Source organism: Acidiferrobacteraceae bacterium (genome assembly GCA_037388825.1).
GTDB lineage: Bacteria > Pseudomonadota > Gammaproteobacteria > Acidiferrobacterales > JAJDNE01 > JARRJV01.
This window is the reverse complement of record JARRJV010000008.1, coordinates 13,597-32,716: the sequence shown is the minus strand read 5'-3', so window position 1 is coordinate 32,716 and position 19,120 is coordinate 13,597. Positions and strand designations below refer to the sequence as shown.

The 19,120-nt window shown below is 60.9% G+C and carries 16 protein-coding genes; 9 read left to right on the top strand and 7 right to left on the bottom strand.

The window, feature by feature from the left end; translation table 11 throughout:
- Positions 1-93: 93 nt before the first annotated feature.
- On the top strand, positions 94-678 hold the full coding sequence (locus P8X48_02485) for a LemA family protein (protein ID MEJ2106182.1): 585 nt from the start codon (positions 94-96) through the stop codon (positions 676-678).
- 27 nt (positions 679-705) lie between these two features.
- Positions 706-2,646: a M48 family metallopeptidase gene (locus P8X48_02480; GenBank protein MEJ2106181.1), complete on the top strand. Its 1,941-nt coding sequence runs from the start codon at positions 706-708 to the stop codon at positions 2,644-2,646.
- Here the strand turns inward: P8X48_02480 and P8X48_02475 are convergent.
- From P8X48_02475 to dapA, 5 genes are read right to left on the bottom strand one after another with little or no spacing between them, the layout of a single operon-like run.
- Positions 2,643-3,419, bottom strand: coding sequence for a thioredoxin domain-containing protein (locus P8X48_02475; GenBank protein MEJ2106180.1), 777 nt, complete (start codon positions 3,417-3,419; stop codon positions 2,643-2,645). The genes P8X48_02480 and P8X48_02475 overlap by 4 nt on opposite strands.
- 57 nt (positions 3,420-3,476) lie before the next feature.
- Entirely contained in the window at positions 3,477-7,457 is a 3,981-nt protein-coding gene (purL, locus tag P8X48_02470; GenBank protein ID MEJ2106179.1) for a phosphoribosylformylglycinamidine synthase, read from the bottom strand.
- 16 nt (positions 7,458-7,473) lie between these two features.
- The gene (locus P8X48_02465; GenBank protein MEJ2106178.1) at positions 7,474-8,241 is read right to left on the bottom strand and encodes an MBL fold metallo-hydrolase; all 768 of its coding nucleotides are present in this window, start codon (positions 8,239-8,241) and stop codon (positions 7,474-7,476) included.
- Positions 8,242-8,288: 47 nt separating this feature from the next.
- Positions 8,289-9,374, bottom strand: a complete 1,086-nt coding sequence (gene bamC / locus P8X48_02460) for an outer membrane protein assembly factor BamC (protein ID MEJ2106177.1) — start codon at positions 9,372-9,374, stop codon at positions 8,289-8,291.
- Between the two features lie 30 nt (positions 9,375-9,404).
- On the bottom strand, positions 9,405-10,283 hold the full coding sequence (gene dapA / locus P8X48_02455; protein ID MEJ2106176.1) for a 4-hydroxy-tetrahydrodipicolinate synthase: 879 nt from the start codon (positions 10,281-10,283) through the stop codon (positions 9,405-9,407).
- Positions 10,284-10,444: 161 nt separating this feature from the next.
- Between dapA and P8X48_02450 the strand changes: the two genes are divergently transcribed.
- From P8X48_02450 to P8X48_02440, 3 genes are read left to right on the top strand one after another with little or no spacing between them, the layout of a single operon-like run.
- On the top strand, positions 10,445-11,542 hold the full coding sequence (locus P8X48_02450) for a hypothetical protein (protein ID MEJ2106175.1): 1,098 nt from the start codon (positions 10,445-10,447) through the stop codon (positions 11,540-11,542).
- The gene (locus P8X48_02445; GenBank protein MEJ2106174.1) at positions 11,539-12,720 is read left to right on the top strand and encodes a PQQ-dependent sugar dehydrogenase; all 1,182 of its coding nucleotides are present in this window, start codon (positions 11,539-11,541) and stop codon (positions 12,718-12,720) included. The genes P8X48_02450 and P8X48_02445 overlap by 4 nt, the downstream gene beginning before the upstream one ends.
- A 43-nt stretch (positions 12,721-12,763) precedes the next feature.
- Positions 12,764-13,564 (top strand): FkbM family methyltransferase, encoded by an 801-nt coding sequence (locus P8X48_02440; protein ID MEJ2106173.1) that lies wholly within the window; start codon positions 12,764-12,766, stop codon positions 13,562-13,564.
- On the opposite strand, the gene P8X48_02435 is transcribed toward P8X48_02440, so the two are convergent.
- Complete coding sequence (locus tag P8X48_02435) at positions 13,561-14,184, bottom strand: DedA family protein (GenBank protein MEJ2106172.1); 624 nt, start codon at positions 14,182-14,184, stop codon at positions 13,561-13,563. The genes P8X48_02440 and P8X48_02435 overlap by 4 nt on opposite strands.
- Before the next feature lie 253 nt (positions 14,185-14,437).
- Here P8X48_02435 and P8X48_02430 point away from each other — a divergent pair, with 253 nt between their 5' ends.
- The 4 genes from P8X48_02430 to P8X48_02415 are packed head-to-tail and all read left to right on the top strand — an operon-like array spanning position 14,438 to position 17,921.
- Positions 14,438-15,403: a dialkylresorcinol condensing enzyme gene (locus P8X48_02430; GenBank protein ID MEJ2106171.1), complete on the top strand. Its 966-nt coding sequence runs from the start codon at positions 14,438-14,440 to the stop codon at positions 15,401-15,403.
- A complete protein-coding gene (locus P8X48_02425) occupies positions 15,400-16,473 on the top strand; it encodes a StlD/DarB family beta-ketosynthase (protein ID MEJ2106170.1) in 1,074 nt (357 codons plus the stop codon). The genes P8X48_02430 and P8X48_02425 overlap by 4 nt, the downstream gene beginning before the upstream one ends.
- A gap of 42 nt (positions 16,474-16,515) precedes the next feature.
- Positions 16,516-16,914 (top strand): hypothetical protein, encoded by a 399-nt coding sequence (locus P8X48_02420; GenBank protein ID MEJ2106169.1) that lies wholly within the window; start codon positions 16,516-16,518, stop codon positions 16,912-16,914.
- Positions 16,911-17,921, top strand: a complete 1,011-nt coding sequence (locus P8X48_02415; GenBank protein ID MEJ2106168.1) for a BtrH N-terminal domain-containing protein — start codon at positions 16,911-16,913, stop codon at positions 17,919-17,921. Before P8X48_02420 ends, P8X48_02415 begins: the two co-directional genes overlap by 4 nt.
- A gap of 11 nt (positions 17,922-17,932) precedes the next feature.
- Here P8X48_02415 and P8X48_02410 read toward each other — a convergent pair whose 3' ends face one another.
- Positions 17,933-19,117 (bottom strand): ABC transporter permease, encoded by a 1,185-nt coding sequence (locus tag P8X48_02410; protein ID MEJ2106167.1) that lies wholly within the window; start codon positions 19,115-19,117, stop codon positions 17,933-17,935.
- Between the last annotated feature and the right edge of the window lie 3 nt (positions 19,118-19,120).

Below are 19,120 nucleotides of genomic sequence, written 5' to 3'. Positions count from 1 at the left end.
AGCGGAAAACGGGAAGACCGCAGTTCCCGATTGCAGCTATACTGGACAAGGACATAACTAGCTACCAAATAATGAATACACAGGAGTGAAATCATGGGAGGCTTGATTTTCATCGGCATCATTGTCGCCCTGCTCGTCTTCGTCATCGTTCTGTACAACCGGCTGGTCGTTCTGCGCAACCGGTTCCGAAACGCCTTCGCACAAATCGATGTCCAGCTGACACGTCGCCATGATCTCATCCCCAACCTGGTGGAAACCGCGAAGGGCTACATGAAGCACGAGCGGGAAACCCTGGAGGCCGTGGTGGCCGCACGCAATGCCGCGGTGGCGGGCCTGAAGCACGCCTCCGCCGACCCGGCGTCGGCCGAAGCCATTCAGAAGCTGGGTGGCGCCGAATCCGCGTTGACCGGAGCCCTTTCCCGGCTGCTGGCGGTGGTGGAAGCCTATCCGGACCTGAAGGCCAATCAGAACATGATGCAGATGTCGGAGGAACTGACCAGTACCGAAAACAAGGTGGCGTTCGCGCGCCAGGCGTACAACGATTCGGTGATGGACTACAACAACGCGTGTGAGATGTTTCCCAGTTCGTTTATCGCGGGATCATTCCATTTCAAGCCGGGAACTCTGCTTGAAATCGAAGACGAATCAAAGCGCGCCGTACCCAAGGTCTCGTTCTAGCGCCTGCCGCGTCGCGCGGCTGCCTGCGTGAACTTCTTCGAGCAACAACAACGCTCACGGCGATACACGGTGATCGCCGTGCTGCTGTTCATTCTGGCGACGCTGGTCGTCGTTGCCATCACCGACCTTGCCATTCTGGCGATGCTCACCATTATCAACACGGATCCCTATCTCCCGCCGCGGGCCTACTATGCCTGGGCGGGCCAGCACCCCGAGGCCGTACTGTGGTCCAGCGTCACCGTCGCCGTGCTCGTCGGCGGGGCCAGCCTCTTTCGCATCTTCAGCCTGGCCGGTGGTGGCGGCACTCTGGCGCGCTCCCTCGGTGGCACCCTGGTCGACACCGGTACCGGTGATCCCCAGAAACGCCAGCTGTTGAACATCGTCGAGGAGATGGCCATCGCCTCCGGCGTCCCCGTACCGGATGTGTATGTGCTGGAAAACGAAGGCGGCATCAATGCCTTCGCGGCCGGATTCGGTATCAGCGATGCCGCGATTGTTGTAACCCGGGGCTCCCTGGAAGTGTTGACGCGGGACGAATTGCAGGGCGTTGTCGCACACGAGTTCAGCCACGTCCTGAACGGCGATATGCGTCTCAATACCCGCCTGGTGGGTGTCACGTTCGGGATTCTGGTGATCGCCCTGGTCGGCCGAACCATCCTGCGGGGCGTGACGACACGCCGGGGTCGTGTCGGGCGGGATGCCGGCAAGGCGGTCCTCCTGATCTTGCTGCTGGGCGTTGCCCTTGCCGCGATCGGTTACATTGGTGTGTTGTTGACGCGCTGGATCAAGGCCATCGTATCCCGCCAGCGGGAATCCCTCGCCGATGCCTCGGCGGTACAGTTCACGCGCAACCCCCACGGAATCGCCGGCGCGCTGAAAAAGATTGCCGTCTCCCCTCTTCGCGCCGTGATTTCGGGCGCAGACACGGAAGAGGTCTCGCACATGCTGCTGGCGGAAAAGAGTTCCCTGTTGACGCAGATGTTTGCCACCCATCCACCGATACTCGAACGGATTCGCGCCCTGGAACCGTCGTTCGATCCCTCGGAACTGGATGAGATCCGGCTGGCGCCGCGGGTGCAGACACCGCCGCCACCTGTGGAAAAGCCCCCTACCCCCGCACAGGAAGCAGCGTGGTTGCCGCTATCGGTCATTGCCGCCATTGGCAATCCTGGCAGCGCCGCACTGGGCGCGGCCCATCAGCATCACGACAATCTTCCATCCGCGCTCCGGGACGCCGCTCACTCACCGACCGACGCCCTGGCCCTGGTCCTGACCCTGATTCTCAGTCCCGATCCGCCAGTGCGAGAACGACAACACGCACGAATCCGCGAGCGCGTCCGCATGACGCCGGAAAATGAGCAACGCATGAAGTCGATCGAGGAGATGATCCTGCGTTTGGACCCCGCACTTCGCGTCCCCCTGCTGGAAATCTGTTTCCCCGCCCTTCGACACCGGCCCGAAACCCAGCTCCGCACGCTGGTTTCCCTGGTTGGCGAACTAGTTGCCATGGATGCATCCCTGACCGTACTCGACTACGTGCTTGCGCGCCTGATTCGCATCCACCTGGCGGAAGCGCTCGCACCGCAGGGTCCGGCGAGCATCACACGTCGACCCAAGCTCATCGCGCGAACGGAGGAACTACAGACTCTGTTTTCCGTGGTCGCAAGAGCCGGTACTGACGATGGGCAGGACGCTGCACACGCTTTCGATGCAGGCATACACCAACTCTTGCCCAATGTTGCGCTTCGATACGTTCCGATAGAACACTGGGTCGAACCACTGGACCGTGCATTGACGAGGCTGGATGTGCTGCTTCCGATGGTGAAGCAGGAACTGATCAAGGCGTTGGTTACGACGGTTTCCCGGGACGGGAAACTGACCCTGGGCGAGTCGGAACTGCTTCGCCTGGTCTGCGCCAGCCTGCATTGTCCGGTTCCGCCGCTCTTGTCCGCGGCGGAACCGGATTAGCCGGCGGCACCCTTCAGTGTGGCGTCCAGCACCTGCTCAAAAGCGGCGAACGGGAGCGCGCCGATGACCATGGTGACGTTGGTGATGTGGTCGCCGTCCACCTTGCCGATGAAAAACGCGGGTGTCCCGTCGACACCCAGACTGCGTCCATAGTCCCAGTTCTTCTTCACCAATGCGAGTGGGGCGCTGTCGGCAAGACAGCGGTCAAACTTGTCCCCGTCCAGGTGCATGAACTTCGCATATTTGCGATAGGCACCTACGCCGAGGCGATCATGGGAGAACAACTCATGCAACATACCCCAGTATTCGCCCTGGGCCCCGGCACAATGGGCCGCGACCGCGGCGGTGCGGGCGTGGGGATGGAAGCTCAGGGGGAAATCGCGGTAGCGGTACTGGACGCGCCCCTTATCAATATATTGGTGCTTGATCTGCCGGAAGGTGGACCGGTGATAGCGCCGGCAGAATGGGCACTCGTAGTCGGAAAACTCGATGATCGCCACTTTTGCCTTTGGGTCACCCATGACCGGTGCACCGCCATACTTCACTTGTGCCGGGCCCGGTCGAATGGGTCCATTGTTCTGCGGAAGCATGCGTTTGAGAGCGGCATTTTCCTTGCGCAATGCCTCAACCTCCTTGCGCAGTTGCTGCAGTTCCGTAGTATTTGCCTGATTGGTGGCTTTGCCCGTGTCCCCGGTAGCCGTGGCGCAACCGCCAAGAGCCAGCAATATAAAGGGCAATACCGCATATTTTCTGCACTTGTGTTTATTCATCATCACTCTGATTCCCGTTGATCGCGATGGTTCCGGAAGCCGGCCCCACAGCTGCTGTTTCTATCCAACCCAGACGCGTGCATTGCGGAACATGCGCATCCAGGGTCCGTCCTCGCCCCATTCGTCCGGATGCCAGGAGTTACTGACGGTACGGAAAACCCGCTCCGGGTGCGGCATCATGATCGTGAAACGACCGTCCGGGGTCGTCAATCCGGTGATGCCATGGGGCGAACCGTTGGGGTTCCAGGGGTAGGTTTCCGCCAGTCGTCCGGCATAGTCTTCGAACGCCAGGGTGATCTGCCTGCCTACAATCAACTGCTCCATGTCCCCCGGCTCACGAAACTCGGCCCGTCCTTCGCCATGGGCTACCACTACCGGAAGGTGTGAGCCGTTCATTCCGGAAAGAAACAAGGACGTGTTTTCCGGAATCTGCACCATGCATACCCGCGCTTCGAACTGTTCGGAGTCGTTGCGTACGAAATGGGGCCACAGTTCGGCGCCAGGGATCAGTTCGTGCAGATTGGACATCATCTGGCAACCGTTGCACACCCCGAGGGCGAAACTGTCGCCGCGTTGGAAGAATGCGGAGAATTCATCCCGGGCGCGCGCATTGAAGAGGATGGACTTGGCCCAGCCCTCTCCGGCGCCAAGTACATCACCGTAGGAAAACCCGCCGCAGGCCACGGCACCATGATAGTCCCTGAGTGACACACGCCCGTCGATGATATCGCTCATGGTCACGTCGACCGCGGCGAACCCCGCGCGGTCAAATGCGGCCGCCATCTCGACATGACCGTTCACGCCCTGCTCACGCAGTATTGCGACCCGCGGTCGTTCGCCCCGGGCCACGAACGGTGCGGCGATGTCTTCCTGCACATCGAAACTGGCCTGTGCGTACAGACCGGTATCGCCGCGATCCAGAATCCGGTCGAACTCCTGCTGCGCGGACAGCGGATTGTCGCGCAGACTCTGGATCTGATAGCTCGTTTCCGACCAGGCCCTTTGCAGGTCGACCCGGGGCTCGTCCAGGATCGTTCGGTTCCTGTGCCGGATGCAGACACGATCGTCCGCGGTCACGGTGCCGATCAGGTGGGTATAGCGTCCTTGGCCGGCCTTGCGGAAGGCGCCCAGAATGCCTTCGCGTCGTTCCCGTGGAACCTGAATCACCGCACCGAGCTCCTCGTTGAACAGGGCCGCCACCGGATCGCGCCCAAGCCTTGACAGGTCCACGTCCACACCCGCGTGGCCGGCAAAGGCCATCTCGCACAGGGCCACGAACAGGCCGCCATCGGAACGGTCATGGTAGGCCAGTACATAGCCCAACTGGTTCACGGCCTGGATCAGGTGAAAGAACAGGCGCAGGACCCGCGGGTCGTCCACGTCCGGTGTCTTGTTGCCGCTCTGGCCGTACACCTGGGCGAGGGCGGAACCGCCGAGGCGGTTTTTTCCCTTACCCAGATCCAGAAGAATCAGATCACTGGGCCCCTTGTCGGTGCGCAGCTGCGGTGTCAGGGTCTTGCGTACGTCCCACACCGGCGCGAAGGCGGTCACGATCAGTGAAAGGGGCGCGGTTACGGAACGGGATTCGCCTTCCTGGTCCTGCCAGACCGTCTTCATGGACATGGAGTCCTTGCCCACGGGTATCGAAACCCCGAGGACCGGGCACAATTCCATCGCCACCGCGCGTACCGTATCGTACAGCGCGGCATCCTCGCCCGGATGTCCTGCTGCGGCCATCCAGTTGGCGGACAGTTTTACGTCCAGAAGTTTTTCGATACGGGCGGCGGCAAGATTCGTTACGGCCTCGCCCACAGCCATCCGTCCTGCCGCCGCGGGATCGATCAGCGCCAGGGGAGTACGCTCGCCCATCGCCATGGCCTCACCCGTGTTCGCGCGATAACCGGTCGCCGTGACCGCGACATCGGCCACCGGCACCTGCCAGGGACCCACCATCTGATCGCGGCATACCAGACCGGTGACGCTGCGATCACCAATGGTGATCAGGAAATTCTTGTTTGCGACGGTCGGCAGCCGCAGGACTCGATAGGCAGCGTCACTGACATCGATCCCGCGGGTAGAGAACTTCGGCAGCTTGCGTTTTCGGTGTTCGACGTCGCGCAACATCTTCGGCGGCTTTCCCAGCAGAACCGAAAGGTCCATGTCGATCGGACGTTCCTTGCGCGCGGCCGTGGCAGCGTCCTCAATTGCCTGTGTTGCGAAGTAGGAATCGTCGACGGACAGATGACGTTCCTCCGTTGCCTCGCCGATCACGGCATAGGGACAGCGCTCCCGGTCGCACAGACGTCGGAACACGTCGAGCTTGGCCGGCTCCACGGCAAGTACGTAGCGCTCCTGGGATTCATTGCACCAGATCTCCATGGGAGACATGCCTGGCTGGTCGTTGGGTATCTCGCGCAGATGGAATCGCCCACCGCGGGCCGAGTCATCAACCAGTTCGGGAAGCGCATTGGACAGACCACCGGCACCCACATCGTGAATGGAAATGATTGGATTGCCGGGGCCCAGCGTGGTACAGCGGTCGATCACCTCCTGGCAACGTCGTTGCATCTCGGCGTTGCTGCGCTGCACGGAGGCAAAGTCCAGATCTTCGGCGCTGGTACCGGTGGCCATGCTGGAGGCGGCCCCGCCACCCAGACCGATCAACATTGCCGGTCCACCGAGGACCACGAGTTGGGCACCGGGCGAGATCTCGGCCTTGATGGAGTTTTGTGCGCGCACATTGCCGACGCCGCCAGCCAGCATGATGGGCTTGTGGTACCCGCGCACCTCGCCATCCACTTCCAGTTCGAAGGTCCGGAAGTAGCCGCCGATGTTGGGCCGGCCGAACTCGTTGTTGAAGGAGGCGCCACCGATGGGCCCGTCGATCATGATGTCGAGTGCGCCGACGATGCGTGCCGGCTTGCCATGGTCCACTTCCCAGGGCTGTTCGGCGCCCGGGATGCGAAGATTCGAGACCGAGAATCCGGTTACGCCGGCCTTGGGCTTGGCCCCGCGCCCGGTCGCCCCCTCATCGCGAATCTCACCGCCGGATCCGGTGGCGGCGCCGGGATCGGGCGAAATCGCGGTAGGATGGTTGTGGGTCTCCACCTTCATGATGATATGCAGCTCGTCCTGCACAAATCGGTACTCGCCGGTATCCGGATCAGGACCCAGCCAGGCGGCGCTACCGCCCTGCATGATAGCGGCATTGTCCTTGTAGGCCAGCACCGTACCCTTCGGGTTTTGCTCCTCGGTATAGCGAATCATCCCGAACAGGGAACGGTCGGCCTTGCGTCCGTCGACAATCCAGTCGGCATTGAAGATCTTGTGTCGACAGTGCTCGGAGTTCGCCTGGGCAAACATCATCAACTCCATGTCCGTGGGGTTTACGCCGGCACGGGTGAAGTTCTCGACCAGGTAATCGATCTCGTCGGGTGACAGCGCCAGACCCAGTTCCCGATTGGCGGCCTGCAGGGCCTCCGCTCCGCCGCCAAGCACATCCACCACGCGAACCGGGGCCGGGGTCGCCGATGCAAACAAGGCATCCGCCGCCGTTTCGTCCGCCAGCACGGATTCGGTCATGCGGTCGTGGATCAACGGCAGTACGGCGTCGCGCTCGTCATCACTCAGGGATTCCCCGCCGGTTTCAAATCGCCAAACGACTCCGCGCTCGATACGGACGATGGCTTCCAGTCCACAGTGATGGGCAATGTCCGTGGCCTTGCTGGCCCACGGCGAGATCGTGCCCAGGCGCGGCACCACCATCAGATCAATGTTCTCCAGGGACGAGCCGGAACCCTGCGGGCCGTAGGTCAAAAGACGCGAAAGCAGCTGTGAATCCTTCTCGTCCAGGGGAGCGCTGAGTGCCACCACGTGGCGGTACTCCGCCGTCACGGACTGTACCCGCGGAACCTTGCGCTGGAGTTCAGTCAGCAGGCGTTCTCGCCGGAACGGGGACAGTGCCGGGGCACCGGCCAAGTGCAACACGTCGGTCACCCGGTCAATTGCGCCGGCGGATCTGGATGAGGGCGATGCGGTCATGAAATTGTGGTTTCGATCAACTGATGCCTTGCCACGAAAGTCCAGCTTCCTGGTCGGCGACCTGGACGAAATCGGCACCGCAGCCAAGGGCGCCGGCCAGCGCTGCCTGAGCCAGGGTCGGCAGATTGTTCGTTTCGCTCAAGTGTACCGCGATCAGGTGTTGCAGGCGCGTGGAATCGATCCGCTCCAGAAGTTCCGCCGCACTGTTGTTATCAAGATGCCCCTCGCCGCCGCCGATGCGGGTTTTCAGGGACTGCGGGTACGGGCCCCGCGCAAGCATGGCCCGGTCGTGATTGCATTCCAGGGCAAGCGCGTCGCACCCGCTCAACATGGACTCGACATGGGCCGTCGGGCGGCCGATGTCGGTCAATATGCCCAGGCGAACGTCGCCGTCGCTAAACACAAATTGCGCAGGCTCCAGCGCATCATGGGGCACGGGAAAGGGATGCAGCTGCAGATCGCCGATCTCGAAACTCTCGTGCGGGTCGAAGTGGCGCACGTCGGGCAGAGTTCCCGCCCGATTCTCAATCGCGCGGCGGGTGCCCCGGGTCATCCATACCGGAACGCCGTACCGTCTTGCCAGGGGGCCGATTCCGCTCATGTGATCGCTATGTTCGTGGGTCAGCAAGACGCCTGATAGTGCATCGGCATCCAGCCCCAGGCGCGCCAGGCGAGCCTCGGTTTCTCGAAGAGTGAATCCGCAATCGAGCAGGATACGGGTATCGCCGCTCTCCACGACGGCCGCGTTTCCACGGCTACCGCTACCGAGATAGGCAAACCGCATGCCGCCCTCCCCTCACTGGCCAGCGGCGAACGCGGGCAGGCCCGCGCCTATCGCAACTGCTCCAGAAGCTGCTTGAGAAACGCCTTGCCCGCGTCTGTAGTGACCCGTTTTCCCTTCGAGTCGTTGAGGGCAAGAGTGGTCTTGTCTCCGTCACCCTGGGATGTGAGTGCAATCTGGTACTGATACACCTTGGAGCCCGCCTTTTCACCAAAGAGACGACCAATGAAACCGGGCTTTTTGTTCTTGTCATCAGGGCTGGAAACACGGATGGAGTATACCCCTTTCGCCTGATCCTGGTCTGCGATGCTCACCCCCGCGGTACGCTCCAGCGTAAGCCCAACCCGGGTCCAGGCGTGGTCCAGCGGTTCCCGCAAGACCAAACCCTGCTGCCCCGCGATGGCCCGGGGCATGGCAATTCCGGAGGAAGCAACCATTGATCTTGATGCAGCCTGGCCGACTCCCATGCGCACCATCAGCAGGCGCAACACCTCGGCCTCGACCTGGTAGTCCGGAGGCGCTGGCTCATACACCGTGCGATAGGTTCCTTCGACATCGGCGGCGGCCGTAACCTGACGCATCTCCTGGTGCACCAGATGGACCTCGGTCGTGCCGGGCGTGTTGCCGCGCTGCAGGGTGAAGCGATAGCGGTCACGCTGACCCGTGCTTGCAAACGGGTTCCACACCCCGGAAAAGAAACCCTTGCCCAGTTTCGCCCGGTTCTCGGCCCAGTTGGTCTCGATCATACCGGTTGTCTTGTTTTCCCGAGCAATGGTCAAGCCCAGGCTAAAAACAAACTCACGCACCCGGGGCCAGACATCATCCGGCTTTGCGTCGACCAGCAGCCAGTATTCCCCGTAACCGTGTTGCAGCTTCACCTTGGAGTACTGGGGTAGAACGCCTCCGGTTTGGGCGCCCTTGGTCGTCTGTTCCGCACTAAACCCGCTGTAGGTCGTTGCGCCCGCCGTGTCGTCGCCACTTGCGGGTAACTCGTCCAGACCGGGCGGTACTTCGAGCTTCGATTGCACCGCGGTCGATTTGTAATCGACGATATCTCTCGGACCAGTACTGCAAGCCGCGATTACCGATGCGACCGCGATCACGCCGATCGCCCTAATCAGATTTCTTTGTGTCATGAAAATACCGTATTCGTATTGAGCCGGCGTTCACTGAATCACTTCCACAGCGCGCAAGGCGTCGCGGACGGGTTCGTGATACTGCTCCGCCAGCGGTGTAAGCGGCAGTCGAATACCACCGCCAATCAAACCCATTTCGTGCAGCGCCCATTTGACGGGAATGGGGTTGGATTCGAGAAACAGTGAACGATGCAGGGGCATCAAGCGCTCATTGAGTGCACGCGCCCTGGGCGCGTCACCGGCCAGGGCTGCTTCGCACATCTCATGCATCAGTCCGGGAGCCACATTGGCCGTAACGGAAATATCGCCCTTGGCGCCGATCAGAATCAGGTCCAGGGCAGTAACATCATCCCCGGAATAGACGTCCAGCCCCTCTCCGCAGAGTTCCAGGATTTGCCGGGCCCGCTCCAGATCGCCCGTGGCCTCCTTGATTCCGACGATATTGGAAACCTCCGCCAGCCGGGCCACCGTCGCGGGCAACATGTCCACGGCAGTTCGCCCCGGGACGTTATACAGAATCTGCGGCACCGGCACCGCGTCGGCCACCGCCTTGTGGTGCAGGTACAGTCCTTCCTGGGTGGGCTTATTATAGTAAGGTGTAACCAGTAGACAGGCGTCGGCCCCGGCTTCCTGGGCACATCGCGTGAGTTCGATCGCCTCGGACGTCGAATTCGCCCCGGTTCCCGCAATTACCGGCACCCGGCCGCCGGCCCTCTGCACGACCGTGGCGATGGCCTGACAGTGCTCATCCATGGCCAGGGTGGCCGATTCTCCGGTCGTGCCCACGGCGACGATCGCATCGGTACCATTCTCGACGTGGAAATCCACCAGGCGCTGCAGGGCGGGCACGTCGACGGCACCGTCATCGTGCATCGGCGTTACCAGGGCGACCATGCTGCCGTGAAACATGACTCGTAGAGATTCCGCTGAGGGACTAACGACGTTGGCGATACTACTTGCCCCATCGGCCGAAAACAAGGGAGCCTCCGGAACCGGAGCCGCCAGGTCGGATCGGGTGCAAACGCCCCGCCCCGCTGCTACCCTAGCGCCATTCCAGTCGGTGATATGACGTGAGCAAAGCTGACCAGGCACTTCGTGAAATCCGCATCAACCCGGTAGTACCCAGCGAATCGGTGCTGGTGGCCACCGCCCGCGGCATGCGGCCCAAGAAAGACGAAGAACGGGCGCCGCGAGACACGCGCTCCCATGTGGACACCTGCCCCTTCTGTACCGGCAATGAACACATGACCCCGCCCGAGATTGCCCGCTATCCGCATCACGGGGACTGGCAGGTACGGATCGTCGAGAACCTGTACCCGGTGCTGGGCGACGACCGGGCCAACCAGAATTTTGCATTCGGACTCCAGCAGGCCATCGATGGCTACGGTCGGCACGAGGTCATCATCGATCACCCGTTCCACGGCATTGCCGTGCATGAAATGTCCGATTCCCATATCGCTGCCATGTTCGGCGCCTTCCGCGATCGAATGGCACAACTGTATCGATCCGATTCGCGCCTGCGGTACGTGCTGGTGTTCAAGAACTTCGGCCCCGCGGCCGGCGGAAGCATTCCCCATACCCACAGCCAGCTGATCGCGACACCGGTCGTCCCCGACAATGTCGCCATAGAGGTGGAAAACAGTCGCGACTACTACGCACGTCAGAACCACTGCATCTTCTGCACCCTGATCGATGAAGCACTCACCTTCGAGGCAACCCTGTACGACCGGGAATCGGGTGAGATCCGGCGTCAGATCAACGTCGGCCAATACATTGTCGAAAAAGGAGAACGCTTCATTGCGATCAAGCCGTTCGCCAGCCGCTATGAATGGGAGGTACACATCCTTCCGCTCGTGCATCAGGCGGACGTCCTCGACGTCACCGAAAGTGACCTGGAAGACTTTGCCCGTGTGCTGCGGCGCACCATGGCGAGACTTGACGCGGTCCTGGGAGGTGCCCAGTACAACTACTTTCTGCACTCGCTGCCACACGACGAGCGCCACGAAGGCTGCGGTGAAAGCTATCACTGGCACGTGGAGATCTGCCCACGTACCAGCATCCCCACGGGCTTCGAACTCGGCTCGGGACTGTTCGTGAATACGGTGGCACCCGAAGCTGCAGCCGAACGTCTGCGCGCCGTTGTGTTGGACGAGGATTCGGGCCGGTGAACGGGTTCCGTGCGGTGCTTGTGACTCCGCTGGCAGGCCTTTTTTTCGTCGCAGCACCCGGACCCGCCACAGGCGCCTGCAAGTCCCTTGCTCCCGGCGCGCCTATCCCCGGGATCCAGCTGGTCAAGGTAACCAGGGGATTGCACCGGCCCGTGCACCTCACTCACACGGATGATGATCGCCTGTTCGTCACCGAACAGGCCGGCCGGGTGCGGATCATTGAAAACGGAAAACTGCTCCCGAAACCCTTCCTCGATATCCGCAATCGCGTATCCAGTGGCGGTGAACGCGGACTGCTCAGCATCGCCTTTCCGCCGGACTACCGGCGCAGCGGCGTGTTCTATGTCGACTACACCGCGCGTCGGGGCGGTCTGCACACGGTAATCTCCCGATTCCATCGCGCGAGCAGCGATGACGCCGACCCGGGCAGCGAAGAGATTCTGCTCACCGTCCGCCAGCCCTACAGCAATCACAATGGCGGCCAACTTGCCTTCGGGCCGGATGGCTACCTTTATATTGGGCTGGGCGATGGAGGCAGCGCCAACGATCCACGCGGGAACGGCCAGAACCCCGATTCCCTTTTGGGCGCCATCTTGCGCATCGACGTTTCCCGGGCACAGCCGCCCCTTGCCTACGCAATCCCGAAGGGCAATCCCTTCGTCAGTCGCCCGGGCCACCGGGCTGAGATCTGGGCCTGGGGCCTGCGCAATCCGTGGCGCTTCTCCTTCGACCGTGCAACGGGCCGGTTGATCGCCGCGGATGTCGGGCAGGACGAGGTGGAGGAAGTCGACATCATCCGCAAGGGCGGAAACTACGGCTGGAACGTCATGGAGGGAAACCAGTGCACCCCCGCCATCAACGAACACTGTGATCCATCCCCATACATCCCCCCGCTCTTCACCTATCGACACCCGCTTGGTTATTCGATCACCGGCGGTTTCGTCTATCGCGGGTCTGCCATCCCGGGACTGTGCGGTGTATATCTCTATGCCGACTACGTCACCGGGAATATCTGGGGATTGCGCAGCGATCGCGACAAGGTGACCCGGCAGATGCGCCTGATCCGGAACCAGGACCTGCACATCAGCAGCTTTGGTGAGGACACTCGGGGAGAGCTCTACGCCGTGGATCATTCGACGGGGATCGTGTACCGGGTGTCTGCATCGGACAGTCGCTGATCGCTCCCGGCTCGCCCACCACAACGCCGAATCCGGTAAACCGATGGACAAGACCGAATTCAATTCGATCCCCGAGCGCCTGCTGGTGCTGGGGTATCGCTGGCTCGCATCGCGGCTTGATCTCCATTCCGGTGTTGCGGGATGGTTCTATTGCAGAGCCTATTTTCTGTACAAGAACGCCACAGAAGGCAAGACGATGGATGCCATCGTGCCCTTCATTCGCCGCAACACGATGGTGATTGATGTCGGTGCGAATATCGGCTCGTTCGCACGCATGATCTGTCGCCGCTCGCCCGCCACCGTTCTGGCATTCGAACCGGATCCGGGCAACTTCCGCCAACTTCAACGGCTCGTAGACTCGCGAACCTGCCGGGGCCGAATCAATGCATCGGCCAAGGCCCTGTCGGACACAACCGGGCCCGCGTTCCTGTATCTTTCCAATCTCGCACCGACCGACCACAAACTGGTCAATACCCGGTCCACGAAGCGAATCGAGATCGAGGCCACTACCCTGGACGATTTCCTGGCCGGGCATACGGAACTTGCAGGAACGCCGGTGTCGCTGGTGAAGATCGATGTGCAGGGGGTGGAATTGCGGGTACTTGCAGGCATGCAGGAGACCCTGCGCCGCAACGATTTTCCGCCTGTACTGACCGAGTTCTCACCATCGGACCTGGAGGCAGCCGGAGTCTCCGTCGACGAATTCTTTCGGGCATTTGCCGACCTGGGCTATGCGGCGCATCGCGTTCCCGAAGGTGACGCGCGCGAACCCGACTGGTTTGTCCGCAATACCGGTGGCTATCGCAACATCCTGATGGTGCGCACCGCTTCCGCGGACACCTAGGCGCCGCGTTTCAGATTCTTCAGGTGTCTCCAGACGTACCAGACGACACCCGCAACGATTACCGCGCCGATCAGGACATCGAAGCGATGGAAGTAGACACCGAGGGTATTCCAGTTCTCTCCCAGCTTCATTCCGATCCAGGCCAGGCCCAGGCACCACAGAAAGGATCCGATGAACGTATATACGACAAACCGCCACAGGGGCATCCGCGCCACGCCGGCAGGGAACGCGATGAAGGTGCGCACCACCGGCAACAAGCGACCGACGAAGATGGTGATGTCGCCATGACGCTGGAACCAGCGATCGGCGAGGTCCAGATCATGGTGGGAGATCAATACATACTTGCCATACTTCACGACCAGCGGTCGCCCGCCCCAGGCACCAACGGCGTAGGCCACCAGCGAACCGAGCACACATCCGACCGCGCCGGCCGTAGCCACCGCCCACAGATTCATGGCTCCGGTGAACACCAGGTAACCGGAAAACGGCATGATGATCTCGGACGGCAAGGGGATGCACGCGCTCTCGATGCCCATGAGCAACACGATGCCACCATAGCCCATGGCGTTTATTGTGGAGATTACGAAGGCGGCGAGAACGCCGATAATTTTCTCGATCATGCTTTTCCGTTCCGGGCTGGTGGCTCCATTGGGAACCGTACCACGCCCGACGCGGGCGCACCGCCCGGACTATACCCCACGCCAAGCGAGCTTGATAAGTTGTTGCGGTGCCCGTGCGGTGGGCGTCCGCGCGCTGTGCCTTGTGAGATTATCCAATCCCTGCTATAAAAATTGCATAAATTACTACACCGGTTTTCGATTCAAGGAATCAGGGGTCCTTGCCCGGGGCGCCCCACTCCGGGTTTCACAGGTTATGCCCACATCCGCGTCCGCTCCCAAGAGGGTCCTGATCGTTCAGTATTCCCAGTCGGGCCAGCTGACGCGTGTAACCGAGAACGTGTGTCGACCCCTCCTCGGCACTGACGCCATAGAAACCACATTCGTGACGCTCGAACCGGCGGAGCCATTCCCGTTTCCCTGGCCGTTCCTGGGCTTTTTCAATATCTTCCCCGAATGCGTTTACGGTGACGCGCCGCCGCTGAAACCAACCGGGCTTTGCGAGGACGACCGTTTTGACCTGATAATCTTTGCCTATCAGGTGTGGTTTCTCTCCCCATCGCTTCCGGCAACGGCTTTCCTGAAGAGCGACGTCGCGCGCGCGGTTTTCCGGGATACCCCCGTGGTTACCCTGGTGGCCTGTCGCAACATGTGGACCCAGGCGCATCTTGCGATGACCCGCATGCTGGATTCCCTGGGCGCGAAACGGGTGGACAACGTGGTGCTGACCGATCCCAGTCCCGCTATGGCCAGCTTCATCACGACCCCGCGCTGGGTGCTAACGGGTCGCAAGAACGCGTTCTGGGGTTTCCCCGCCGCGGGTCTGTCGGAACAGCAGATCGCCGATTCCGAAAGATTCGGCAAGGCGATCGTCGATGGCCTGAAAAGCGATCGGGAGCGCAGCGGCGCACCGCTGTTGAACGGCCTCGGGGCGGTGACGGCCAATGTCTCACTGATCCAGTCTGAGAAGATCGGCTATCGCAGTTTCCGAATCTGGGGAAAACTGCTTCGCAAGATTGGTGATCAGTCCTCCATCCCGCGCCGGATCGTACTGCTGCTCTACATTGTCTTCCTCGTGTGCATGATCATCACGGTGGTTCCTCTGACCATGGTGATTCGAAGGCTTCTCCAATCCCTGCTGCGGACGCGTTTTCAGGAACTCAAGACAAGCTTTGAACTGCCGTCGGGCTCCGGCACCGAGCGAATGGAAGAATTCTCGTGAGTGCGACAGACGTCTACATCACCCGTACATCGGCGGTACTGCCCAACGAGCCTGTTGGCAACGACCGGATCGAGGACGTATTGGGCCTGATCGGAAACCGGCCATCGCGTACGAAGCGGGTCATCCTGCGCCAGAACGGCATCGTCGAACGCTACTATGTGCTCGATCCCGAGACCCGGGAACCGCGGTACACGAATGCCCAGCTCACGGCTGAGGCCGTACGCCAGCTGTTCGACGACAAACAACAGCTCCAGGAACTCGACTGTCTCGCCTGCGGTACGACGCTTGCCGACCAGATCGCGCCAAATCACGGAATCATGGTCCACGGCGAGCTGGAGAGCCCTCCATGCGAAGTGGTTGCCACCTCTGGAATCTGCCTAAGCGGAATCAGCGCGCTCAAGTACGCGTACATGTCGGTGAAGTGTGGCGATCACCACAAGGCGGTTTCTACCGGATCGGAAATATCGTCGGTCATGCTTCGCTCCGAGAAATACTTTCTGGAGCCGCAGTATTCCGAAGACGATATCAATGCACGTCCCGAACTGGTATTCGAAAAAGACTTCCTGCGATGGTTGCTTTCCGACGGTGCCGGCGCCTTCTTGCTGGAACCAAACGCGGACCGGAATCCCCCGGGAACCGCGGCGAGGGTCGAATGGCTGAAGATGTATTCCTTTGCCAACGAGCTGGAAAGCTGCATGTATTTCGGGGCCACCAAGGATACGGATGGACGACTGAACGGCTGGACCAACTACAGCCACGATGAACTGGGCAATAACGCGATCCTGACCCTTCAACAGGACGTCCGCCTGTTGAACAAACACATCGTGGATGTCAGCATAAAGGCGCTGGACCTTGTCCGCGCGGAGACCGGGATCGAGCCAGAGGCCATTGATTACTTCCTGCCGCACCTGTCGTCCAGGTATTTCTTCAAACCGTACGCTGACGCCCTCGCGCGCTCCGGTTTCCCGATTGCGGAAGACAAGTGGTTCAGCAATCTATCCACCAAGGGAAATACCGGGTCTGCTTCCATGTACATCATGCTGGACGAGTTGCTCATGCTTCATCCCTGAAAGCGGCCGCTTTTCCAGTGCCTACATGCTGCTGACGGTCGTATGAAGAAAGACAATCTTCCCCAGCAACCGGCGCCCATCTACAACGGCGAAACCAAGGGTATCTACGTCCTGGACAAGGACGGCAACTACGTACTGGCCCAGACGTCCGGCTGGGAGGTGGAAACCACGGCACTCGAGGAGGCCCTGGGCGAGATCGAACGCCTTACCGCGGATGCGCTGTTACGGGCACGCGCGGGCCAGACCTCTCCCCTGGAATATCACATGTATGTACAACGAATGGACCTTCCCATGCTGGCCAAGGCCACCGGCCGGTTCCAATGGCAGGTTCGCCGTCACTTCCGGCCTGCCGCATTCACACGGCTTTCGGCCCGGCAGCTCGAATCCTATGCCCGCGCACTCGATATCGACGTCGACACGCTGCGGAGACTCCCGGAATGACCGGCCTGGATGTCCATTTCGATCACCGGCCGTCCGCCCATTGCGAAACCGGCGTCATCTCGAATCTGCTCCGTCACAACGGGCTTGAGATCAGCGAACCAATGATTTTTGGTCTTGCCGGCGCGATGAACTTCGCGTTCCTGCGGGCCATCAAGATCAACGGCATGCCACTGATCGCCTATCGCCTGCCGCCGAAAATGATCTTCCGCCTGCTGTCCTGGCGAGTGCCGGGATTGCGCTTCCGGTTTGAAACCTTCCGCAGCGAACAGGCGGGAATGAGGGAACTGGACCGACAGCTGGCAGATGGAAAGGTAGTAGGACTGCAGACGTCCGTCTTCTTTCTACCCTATTTCCCGGAGGCCATGCGCTTCCACTTCAATGCGCACAACCTCATCGTGTACAACAAGGAGGGCAGTGACTACCAGATCAGCGATCCGCTGTTTTCCCACCTTGTAACCTCGCCGGCCGACAGCATCCGCAAGGCGCGCTTCGCCAAGGGTGTCCTCGCACCGAAAGGCTCGATGTACTACCCGGTGAACGTACCGGAATCGATTGACTATGGAGTCGTAATCCCCAAGGCGGTCCGTTTCATGGCCCGCCTGAACGGCCCAAGGAATCCGGTGCCGGTGGCGGGCGTGGCGGGCATCCGGCGGATGGCGCGATACATACGCAAGCTTGGCGCGCGGGACGACCGCTACGCACGACTGTTCATGGCGCATATCGTACGAATGCAGGAAGAGATCGGGACCGGCGGCGCGGGCTTTCGCTATATCTACGCCGCTTTTTTGCAGGAATCCGGAAACCTGTTGAACTCCGATTCCCTGAAGGAGTATTCGAACGAACTAACGCTGATTGGTGATCAGTGGCGCGAATTTGCAGCCATCTGTGCGCGCCTGAGCAAGCACCGCGGCGATCAGTCCTTCGAAGATGCGGCCGTGAAGCTATTGGGTATCGCCGACGCCGAACACGGTTTTCACAAGCGCCTGGGCCGTTTCCGCCTCCGATAGTACCTTGCCATTCAGGCCCCGACTCTTCGGTAGTTGGCCACCGCCAGTGAGAACAGGACCAGAGCAAGGACGAGCAGCCTGGCGATGTTTGGCATCACATCCACCACCCCACCCTCGCCCAACAGGATCGTCAGGTAGGCATCCAGGCCCCAGTTCATGGGCGAATAGACCGCAACCTTTTGCATGAACTCCGGCATCACGTAGGTGGGCACCATAATCCCTCCCACGGCCGCCAACAGCAGGTTGAGCACACCCCCGACCGTGGTTGCCTGCTCCGTCGTCCTGACGATGGTAGCGATCAGCAGCGCCAGCGCAATCGCGACCAGACCAACCGACACAGAGATCGGGATCAGGGGCCAGGCCAGCGCCGGCATCGTCAGCCCCGTCCCGCCGAACAGGGGGACCAGATAGATACCCACCAGGAACATGAGCACGGTCTGAACCAGGTTGATGGTCAGATAGGGGATCAACTTCCCGAGCAACAGCTTGACCCCGGAAACGGGGATCGACATCAAGCGCTGATGCGTGCCGTTCTGCTTCTCGACGATCAGGGTGGTGGCGATCGGGATGACAACAAAGAACATGGAAAAGATCAGCCACGCCGGCACGCTCTGCTGCACTGAACTCGGCCTGACTGCCGAAGTCCGGCTTTTGCCGGTCGTCTCCAACACCAGATTCCTTCCGAAGAATCGGTCCGCCAGCTTTTCCCGCTGACGGCGATCTCCGGTCTGGAACCGGAGCTGCCGATCCAGCGCGATCGCCGCAATATTCTGATGCAGCGACGATACGAGGAGTTGCCGCAGTGCCAGCGGCGTTGTCGCCTTGAAGCGCACCTCGATCGGTCGTTCCCCAACCCCTCCGGAATTTCGGAACTGGTCAAAGAACCCGGCCGGTACGGTCAACCAGGCTATATAGTTTCGCTGACCGTCCTCCCGGGCTTGACCGGTACGATCAGCAAGATCCACGATTTCGAACCCCTTCGCAGACAGCAGTTTTTCCGCGCCCACTGCCTTTCGATCGGCGGAATGCACAAACCGGATTGCCACATCGAATTTTCGATCTTGACCTTCGTCCGTATCCTGCAAGGCCAGGGACATCACCAGAATGAATGCCACAGGCATGGCGAACAGCACAGCAAGCGCATGAATGTCTCTCAGAGTGAGCAGGATCTCCTTTTTGAGAATGGCCCGAAGCATCGC